This window comes from Stenotrophomonas sp. SMYL8 (assembly GCF_036320065.1).
Taxonomy (GTDB): domain Bacteria; phylum Pseudomonadota; class Gammaproteobacteria; order Xanthomonadales; family Xanthomonadaceae; genus Stenotrophomonas; species Stenotrophomonas maltophilia_A.
The window spans coordinates 42,261-48,684 of sequence record NZ_JAWIRR010000032.1 but is presented as its reverse complement, the minus strand read 5'-3'; the positions used below and the strand labels follow the sequence as shown (position 1 = coordinate 48,684).

General features: G+C 68.7%; 6 protein-coding genes. 2 read left to right on the top strand and 4 right to left on the bottom strand.

What is annotated here, in order from left to right; translation table 11 throughout:
- Positions 1-227: 227 nt before the first annotated feature.
- On the top strand, positions 228-731 hold the full coding sequence (locus tag V3B25_RS19060; RefSeq protein ID WP_279943227.1) for a hypothetical protein: 504 nt from the start codon (positions 228-230) through the stop codon (positions 729-731).
- Positions 732-777: 46 nt separating this feature from the next.
- Positions 778-1,833 (top strand): suppressor of fused domain protein, encoded by a 1,056-nt coding sequence (locus V3B25_RS19055; protein WP_049400976.1) that lies wholly within the window; start codon positions 778-780, stop codon positions 1,831-1,833.
- A 67-nt stretch (positions 1,834-1,900) separates the two neighbouring features.
- Here the strand turns inward: V3B25_RS19055 and V3B25_RS19050 are convergent, their stop codons facing one another.
- The 4 genes from V3B25_RS19050 to V3B25_RS19035 all read right to left on the bottom strand — a co-directional run bounded on the left by V3B25_RS19050 (position 1,901) and on the right by V3B25_RS19035 (position 6,253).
- Entirely contained in the window at positions 1,901-2,512 is a 612-nt protein-coding gene (locus V3B25_RS19050; RefSeq protein ID WP_049422602.1) for a glutathione S-transferase N-terminal domain-containing protein, read from the bottom strand.
- Between the two features lie 84 nt (positions 2,513-2,596).
- Positions 2,597-3,055: a cell wall hydrolase gene (locus V3B25_RS19045; RefSeq protein WP_004154513.1), complete on the bottom strand. Its 459-nt coding sequence runs from the start codon at positions 3,053-3,055 to the stop codon at positions 2,597-2,599.
- A gap of 297 nt (positions 3,056-3,352) precedes the next feature.
- The gene (locus tag V3B25_RS19040; RefSeq protein WP_329811354.1) at positions 3,353-5,383 is read right to left on the bottom strand and encodes an NADPH-dependent 2,4-dienoyl-CoA reductase; all 2,031 of its coding nucleotides are present in this window, start codon (positions 5,381-5,383) and stop codon (positions 3,353-3,355) included.
- Between the two features lie 240 nt (positions 5,384-5,623).
- Complete coding sequence (locus V3B25_RS19035) at positions 5,624-6,253, bottom strand: membrane protein (RefSeq protein ID WP_032130480.1); 630 nt, start codon at positions 6,251-6,253, stop codon at positions 5,624-5,626.
- Between the last annotated feature and the right edge of the window lie 171 nt (positions 6,254-6,424).

The window sequence follows — 6,424 nt, the reverse complement described above, 5'->3', positions numbered from 1 at the left end:
GGGCCCCCGCCGCCCGCCCGCCGCCCGCCCCCCCCCCCCCCGCCCGGCCGGGGGGCCCCCCCCCCCCCCCCCCACTACCCGCAGCACTTGCGCTAAGCTCGGCCTGTCATCGACCTGCAATACGCGGTGCGCGCCGGGGAAGGCGCGTGCCGTCCGGGGATGGCACACAGGGGAGCGCGCCCGCCAGGGCGCGCTGGCATTGCGCATCGAGAGATTGGGGGGAGGCAATGGCTTTGCTGCACGCCAAGACGGCCGCTGGCCGCCAGGAAATCGAGGACCGTGGTCGGCGCCTGCCGGCGGCACTGCGTTCGATCCTGCTGATGGTCGACGGCCATCGCGATGACACTGAACTGCGCGGCCTGTTCGAAGGCCTGCGCGCACCACCGGACGCACTGGAGCAATTGTCAGCGCAGGGCCTGATTGAAGTGATCGGCGGAAGTGTCGAAGCCGCACCGACGCGCAGCATCAGCACCGGCCGTGAACAGGACCCGGCGCTGTACCAGCAGCTGTACGACGCGATGAGTGAGGCCGTGCGTCGGCATCTGGGCCTGAAGGGCTATTTCATGCAGTTGAAGATCGAACGCTGCACCGATGCGCTGGCACTGGAGCGCCTGTGCCCGGAACTGCTGGCGGCGGTGGGCAAGGCGCGCAGCCCGGCATTGGCGCAGCGCTGGTGGCAGGAGACCCAGGCGGCCGTGGTCAATGGCGGCGGCGAGGTCGTGCAGGCCTGAGCCACCGCGTAAAGTGATCGGTTCACTTCCCCACAAGGAGTCCCGCGTGCAGGACGACCACGACGACACCGATACCCCCGGCTGGGACGCGATCAATGCGGCGCTGGCGCCGCTGTATGCCGGGCAGGAACCGCGTCACTTCGGCACCGCGCTTCCGTACACGCTCGGTGGCCAGGATCCGCTCGATGGCATCAGCGTGTACTGGGCGGATGCGCCGGTACCGCATTGGCATTACATCACCTACGGCTTCTCCGAGCTGTACGCCAAGGAGAGCAGTGATGCCACCGCCAGTGGCTATGGTTTCGAGCTGACCTTCCGCCTCGCTGCCGACGCCGGTGAGAACGCCGGCAGCACGCCACCGGTGTGGCCGATGAACCTGCTGCAGAACCTGGCGCGCTATGTGTTCGGCAGTGGCAACGTGTTCGAGGATGGCCATCACCTCAACGCCAACGGCCCGATCGCGTTGGAGACCAACACGCGCTTGTGCCATCTGGCCTTCGTCGCAGATCCGCAGTTACCCGCACGCGACACCGCCAATGGCCACCTGCAGTTCCTGCAGCTGGTCGGGTTGACCGATGAGGAGATGGAAGCGGTCAAGCGCTGGTCGACGCGCGGCGTGCTGCAGGCGCTGCAACCGGCGATGCCGCTGTGGATCAGCGACCTGCATCGCGGCAACCTGCTGGAGGATCCGGCATTGGCTGCACAGGTGCAGACCGGCAGCGAGCGCGAGGGCTCCAGCACCGGCATGCTGTTCATCGAGACGCTGGACTGGCGCCAGGAGGCGGGCGTCACCACCCTGGTGCTCGGTGCGGGCCAGGTGGCCAGCGTGTGCGAGCTGCTGCCATTGCGCCTGCGCCACGGCAAATCACTGGAACTGGTCAGCCGCGAGCGGCAGTGGGAATTCATTCCGGCCGCGCGCGGTCAAACCGGCGAGGTATCGGCCGACAGCGCGCGCTGGGCGTTGGACGAGACGGGTCTGGAAGCCCTGGCAGGCGTGCGGGCCGAGCGCGGCATCTACCCGGTGGCGGCGGCGCTGCGCATCGAAGTGGTGCCGACCTACCTGCGCGATGCCAAGGGCGAAGTGATCCGCCAGATCGGCTGAGTGTGGCGATTGCACCGATGGGGGCAGAGCCGTCTGCTGTGCAGACGGCTCCGACCCATGGTCTGGCTCAGGCCAGGCCTTCGGCCTTCAGCGCGGCCTGCACGCCGACATCGGCATCCATGCGCGCCTTGTAGGCGGCCAGGTTGTCCAGGCCGGACAGGTCGACCTTGGTGCCGGCGGCCCAGCGCAGCGTGATGTAGAAGTACGGGTCGGCGAAGCTGCGGAAGCCGGCCAGCCACGGCTTGTCGGCCAGCTGCTTGTCGGCGGTCTCGAACAGGGCGCGCAGGCGCTTGTGCGCGGCGGCGCGGATCGCATCGAACTGGCTCTCGTCGGCGATGAACTTGCCCGGCGCGAACAGCGGCGAGAAGGCCGGATGCACATCGGAATTGACGAAGGCCAGCCAGCGGGTGGCTTCGGCGCGCTGGCGCGGGCTGCCGTCGCCGCCGAGGCCGGCCTGCGGGAAGCTGTCGGCGATATAGCCCATGATCGCGGCGTTCTGCAGCAGCACGAAGTCGCCGTCGACCAGTGCGGGGACGGCACCGGCCGGATTGATCTTGAGGAATTCCGGGCCCTTCAGGGTGTCCTTGTTCAGCAGTTCAACCTCGAACGGCTGGCCGGTCCACTGCAGGGCGATGTGGTCGGCGGTGGAACAGGCACCGGGCTTGCTGTACAGCTTCATGGGAACTCCAGGTGATGCGGGCGGGAAACGCCCACTATCCCAGAGCTTGCCAGCGGGCGGCAACGCTGCCGCCAGCACGGATCGTTACGACTGCCGCGGCTTGAGGTTCTGCACCTTATAGAAGGTGTGATCGCCGATGGTGGCCACCTGGTAGGCATTGCGCCAGTTCGGGCTGGCGATGGACAGCGCGGCGAAGTGGCTGGCACCGGGCACGATCTCGCGGCGCTCGCCGGCCGGCAGCGCCCAGTTGCGCTCGGCGTCGAAGGCCACGTTCATCGCCTCGCTCCAGGCCGCATCATTGCCCAGCTGGGTGCCGGGCGAGACGATGGTCGGTGCGAACTGCTTGCGCGCGGTGACCACCTGGCACATGGAGTCGCCCCACAGGCCACTGTCGAGGCGGCGCAGGGCGACCTCGGCGACGGCCTGCTGGCCACGCAGGGTCTGGTCGCGGGCTTCCAGGTAAACGGTGGTGCTCAAACACAATGAATCAGCGGCCGGCTGAGGCAACAACTGCGACAGCCAGAGAATCCAGGCCAGTTTCATATAACTCCTTGCTCCGTATGGGCCGCACGCTCCGGTTCCGGCCGCGGGGGCGACAGGAGGCGGGGTACGACTTGGCGTCATGGGGAGGCGGCCATCGGGGCCGCCCCGTGGGCAGCCCCAAAAGAAACGATCAGTACCGATCGAGGGGCTGCGCCGGCTCACCGGAAACTGGCTGGTGAGCGGAAAGATGGCGCAAGGTAGGGGGGGATAGCCGAACGCATCGTGAACCGCCCGGCTTGACATTCAGGTTCGGCAGGGGTGACGGAAATCACATTCCGCCCCCCATTCAGGCGCTCATCAGAGCGCGGCGGCGACCCGGCTGCCCTGGTCGATGGCCCGCTTGGCGTCCAGTTCGGCGGCCACATCGGCACCTCCGATCAGCTGCGCGTTGATGCCGGCGGCCTGCAGTTCGGCCTGTAGCGCACGGTTCGGTTCCTGCCCGGCGCAGATCACCACATGGTCGACCGGCAGCAGCTGCTCGCTGCCTTCCACGCGGATGCGCAGGCCTTCGTCGTCCACGCCCAGGTACTCGACGCCACCGAGCATGCGCACGCCCTTGGCCTTCAGCGTGGCGCGGTGGATCCAGCCGGTGGTCTTGCCCAGTCGCGCGCCGGGCTTGCCCGGGCTGCGCTGCAGCAGCCACAGCCGACGCGGTGATGCCTCGACCTCGGGCCGGCCCAGCGAGCCGCGGGCCTCGAACGCGCTGTCCACGCCCCATTCGGCCATCCAGCGTTCCGGATCGAGGGAGGGGGACTCACCGGCGTGGCTGAGATACTCGCCGACATCGAAGCCGATGCCGCCGGCGCCGATGATGGCCGCATTGGTGCCCACTTCAACCCGGCCCAGCAGCACGTCCAGGTAGCTGACCACCTTGGCGTGGTCGGCGCCGGGGAAATCGACCTTGCGCGGGGTGATGCCGGTGGCGAGCACTACCTCGTCGAAGCCGGCCAGCTGGGTGGCATCGGCGCGGGTGCCGAGGCGCAGCTGCACACCGGTTTCCTGCAGCGCGTGGCGGAAGTAGCGCAGGGTCTCGTGGAACTCTTCCTTGCCCGGGATGCGCTTGGCCACGTTGAACTGGCCACCGATTTCGTCGCTGGCATCGAACAGGGTGACGTGATGGCCGCGCTGGGCAGCGACGGTGGCACACGCCAGGCCTGCCGGGCCAGCACCGACCACGGCAACTTTCTTCGGCGTGGCGGTGGGGCGATAGACCAGCTCGGTCTCGTGGGCGGCGCGCGGATTGACCAGGCAGCTGGCCAGCTTGTTCTCGAACACGTGGTCCAGGCAGGCCTGGTTGCAGGCGATGCAGGTGTTGATCGCCTCGGCGCGGCCGGCGCGGGCCTTGTTCGGCCACTGCGGGTCGGCCAGCAGCGGGCGCGCCAGCGACACCATGTCGGCACCGCCGCTGGCGAGGATGCGCTCGGCGACGTCGGGCATGTTGATGCGGTTGGTCGCCACCAGCGGCACCTTCACATGCGGCTTGAGCTTGGCGGTGACCCCGGCGAAGGCGGCGCGCGGCACCGAGGTGGCAATGGTCGGAATACGGGCTTCGTGCCAGCCGATGCCGGAATTGATGATCGTCGCGCCGGCGGCCTCGATGGCCTGCGCCTGCTGCACGATCTCCTCCCAGTTGCTGCCGTCCTCCACCAGGTCCACCAGCGACAGGCGGTAGATGATGATGAAGTCTGGGCCACAGGCCTCGCGGATGCGGCGCACGATCTCGACCGCGAAGCGCATGCGCTGGTTCGCATCGCCGCCCCAGCGGTCGGTGCGCTTGTTGGTGCGCGGGGCGATGAACTCGTTGATGAGGTAGCCCTCCGAGCCCATCACTTCCACACCGTCGTAGCCAGCCTCGCGGGCCAGCTTCGCGCTGCGTGCGTAGTCGGCGATATGGCGCTCGACGCCACTGGCCGACAACGCACGCGGGGTGAACGGGTTGATCGGTGCCTTCAGCTTCGACGGCGCCACCGACAGCGGGTGGTAGGCATAGCGGCCGGCATGCAGCAGCTGCAGGCAGATCTTCGCGCCGTGCTGGCGCGCGGCGGCGGTGAGTTGACGGTGCGGGCGTACTTCCCAGGGCCAGGACAGCTTGCCGCCGAAGGGCTTCAGCCAGCCGACCACGTTCGGCGCGAAGCCGCCGGTGACGATCAGGCCGACACCGCCCTCGGCGCGTTCGGCGAAGTAGGCCGCCAGCCGCGGGAAGTCGCGGGCGCGATCCTCCAGGCCGGTGTGCATCGAGCCCATCAATACGCGGTTGCGCAGCTGGGTGAAGCCCAGGTCCAGCGGGGCGAACAGATGGGGGTAGGCGCTTTCGTTGGCTGGCGACATTGTCGATACGCTTGCGTACGGAAGCGCGAAGCGTGCCGCGAAACGGCGGCTGGGGCAAGGGCCGGTCTTTGGGTAGTGCCGGCCGCTGGCCGGGTACGCTCGGCACATGCGTGCTGTCGCTCCCGCAATTCGCTGCGCGAACCGCGGGCCCCACTTACCGGCCTCCACGCCCCCGCGCCTGCGGCGCTCCCCCCGAACTCCGGGGGGTAGTGCCGGCCGCTGGCCGGCATCCTGGGCAGATCAGGGTGCTTGCGGCTGCCGGCCGGCGGCCGGCACTACCGGGGTGCGACCGATCCCGAACCAGCCCAGCGTGACACCACACAGCGGACCGATCAGCAGGGCGAAGGCGAGGGTGCCGAGGCCGACATTGCCGCCCAGCCACCAGCCCAGCAGCAATACGCTGCCTTCGATCAGGCTGCGCACTTTCCAGATCGGCCAGCCGGTGCGGGCATGCAGGCCGGTCATCAGGCCGTCGCGCGGGCCAGGGCCAAGCCTGGCGCCGATGTACAGGCCGGTGGCCAGCGCGACCAGCAGCATGCCGGCGCAGAACATTGCCAGCTGCCAGCCAAGGCCGACGGCCGGCGGCAGCAGCCATAGCCCGAACTGCGCGGAGGGGCCGATCAGCATCACGTTGAGCACGGTCCCTACACCCGGCTTCTGCCGCAGCGGCCACCACAGCAGCAACACCAGTGCGCCGATGACATTGGTCGCCAGGCCGAACGACAGCGGCGTCTGCGCGGCGATGCCCTGTGACAGGACATCCCAGGGCGCCACGCCGATGGCCGCACGGATCATCAGCGAGGCGCCGAAGCCGTACAGGAACAGGCCGGTGATCAGTTGCAGCAGGCGCAAGGGCAGGGCGGTGGGCATGGCGGTCTCGGGGGAGAGGAATCTGTTTCCACCGTAATTCCGATCCAGTCACTTCCATAGATACAGATGCCGACCAATCCGCCGCTACAGTGTCGGGGGGGGGGGGGGGGGGGGGCGGGAGGGGGGATAGAGAGAGAAAGACCAGACAGCGACGACCGCAGCCCCGCGCCG